At 34.3% G+C, this 1,934-nt stretch carries 3 protein-coding genes and 2 pseudogenes; all 5 read left to right on the top strand.

Features of this window, described 5'->3' with window-relative positions; translation table 11 throughout:
• Positions 1-190: pseudogene (locus tag SINDD18_RS11270) on the top strand (CPBP family intramembrane glutamic endopeptidase); the annotation flags it as partial.
• An 88-nt stretch (positions 191-278) separates the two neighbouring features.
• Entirely contained in the window at positions 279-770 is a 492-nt protein-coding gene (locus SINDD18_RS03565; RefSeq protein ID WP_061863106.1) for a hypothetical protein, read from the top strand.
• A gap of 119 nt (positions 771-889) precedes the next feature.
• Positions 890-1,029: pseudogene (locus SINDD18_RS11655) on the top strand (VOC family protein); the annotation flags it as partial.
• A 64-nt stretch (positions 1,030-1,093) separates the two neighbouring features.
• Positions 1,094-1,408, top strand: a complete 315-nt coding sequence (locus SINDD18_RS03560) for a TfoX/Sxy family protein (RefSeq protein WP_061863105.1) — start codon at positions 1,094-1,096, stop codon at positions 1,406-1,408.
• Positions 1,409-1,550: 142 nt separating this feature from the next.
• A partial coding sequence (locus tag SINDD18_RS11265) for a helix-turn-helix transcriptional regulator (protein ID WP_241497326.1) occupies positions 1,551-1,934 on the top strand: 384 nt, incomplete at its 3' end.

Here is a 1,934-nt window from a genome sequence, read left to right as displayed (position 1 = left end):
AGGACTTCTTTACCTTCAAACGAAATCTGTGGGGTACTGTCTATTATTTCATGCGTTTGCAAATTTGTTAAATCTCTATTTTGTGTTAAAAATTAATGTTATTTTTATTATCATTTTTATTGGTTATTTGATTTATACGATATTGGCTAGTAATAGAATTAGTAAGGAAAAGAGTTTGTATCCAAAATAGCTGGATATACTCTAGAAAATGAAGATGATTTTGTTCAAGGGAATAAAGTAGAAATAACGAACATTTAGATGAAAGGTTTAGAGTAAACATGAGTCTCTTATTTGAAGAATTTAAAACCATTTGTTTCCATTTAAATCGAGTCGGAATTACACCGACACTGATGGGTTCTTTGGGATTGGAGTTTAGAACGAAAGAAAATTGGGTGCCGTCTGACATTGACATTCATGTACCTGGTGACCCTAGAGGTTGGGAAGCACCTGACCATCTCAGAATTTATGACTGGGACAAGATAATGAAAGTGATGAAAGACTTAGGCTACGTCTTAATAGATATTCATGAGCATGAATTCAAAAAGGGTCGAGAGAGTGTTGAATTTGGAAGTATCGATTCCTTACCTGATTTTGCAGGAGTTTCGGAATCGGATATAGAGCTTATTCACGTTGAAGGCATCACTTTTCGTCTTCCAAGTCTGGAGCAGTATCTAAGTATTTACAAAGCTTCTTCTCAAGACTCCTATCGAAATGATCACAATAACAATAAGGATTTTAAAAAGATCGAGTGGCTGGAAAGACATTTGTAAATTATCATATGAAAAGTAGTAAGTTGTAAGACTGGCTGTTATGTTATTTTTATTATCATTTTTATTGGTTATATAATTTATACTATATTGGCGAGTACTAGAATTAGTAATGAAAAGCAGGTGGAAAAATTGTAAAAGAGCCACAGGAAGTTTTTTGGGGTGGATATCACGCATATTTTTCGGATTTAGATGGATACTATTAGGAAGTTTCATGGGACCGAACTTTCAATTTGATGAAAATGGATTGCTGAAATTTTGAGGATAAATAGGGAAAGAGTATGCCATAAAGTAAGGAATATTTGATTTTGAAGGAGGTAATCATAGTGAATGAATTTAATGAATTTGTTCGTGAGATTTTTTCCGCAGCAGGTGATATTGTCATAAGATCCATGATGGGCGGCTACCTTATATATTTTAACGGTAAGCTGATAGGTGACATTTGCGATAATGAACTATTTTTAAAGAGAACGCCGACATCGGACAAACTTCTTTCAGACTCAGAATTGCGTTATCCGTATGAGGGTTCAAAGACATTGATGTATGCATTCGACAGATTTGAGGATATGGATTTGATTACTGAACTACTGAAAGGTATGTATGCGGAACTGCCAGAAAAGAAACCCAAGAAAGCTAAATGAGACAAACAAGCTTCAGTTTGTTGAACTTAGCAAGGTATAAGTTTCTATGAGATGAAACCTACAAAACTTGTACGGATATTGTAGGGTTAGAAAAGAAATCTTCCTCTATACTAAAATAAACCGAAAGAAAGGAGGAATCGAAATGAATATTATCAAGTCGTTTAACAATACGATTGATTACCTTGAAACAGTTCTTGATGATGAGATTGATGAAAAGAAAGTAACTCAGTTATCAGGATATTCGTATTCAATGTTCAGTCGCTTGTTTTCTATTCTGACTGAAACAACGCTCTCAGAATATTTAAGAAGTAGAAGATTAACGGAAGCAGCCGTTATATTAAGAGATACGGATGAAAAGATTATTGATGTTGCTTTCAAATTCGGATACGAGTCATCGGATTCATTTGGAACTGCTTTTAAGAATTTTCATGGATTTACTCCTTCAGAGGTGAGAAACGGGAAACCATTTAAATTAGTTTCACGGGTGCAATTAGCACTAAGTGTAAGAGGAGGAAGAAGCATGAAT

It is taken from the genome of Streptococcus infantis (assembly GCF_001579645.1).
Taxonomy (GTDB): Bacteria; Bacillota; Bacilli; order Lactobacillales; family Streptococcaceae; genus Streptococcus; species Streptococcus infantis_E.
This window is presented reverse-complemented; position numbering and strand designations above follow the sequence as displayed.

What these genes read in the sequence shown, in the direction of transcription:
- SINDD18_RS03565 (WP_061863106.1), top strand. Translation starts at nt 279, where the DNA reads ATGAGTCTCTTATTTGAAGAATTTAAAACCATTTGTTTCCATTTAAAT.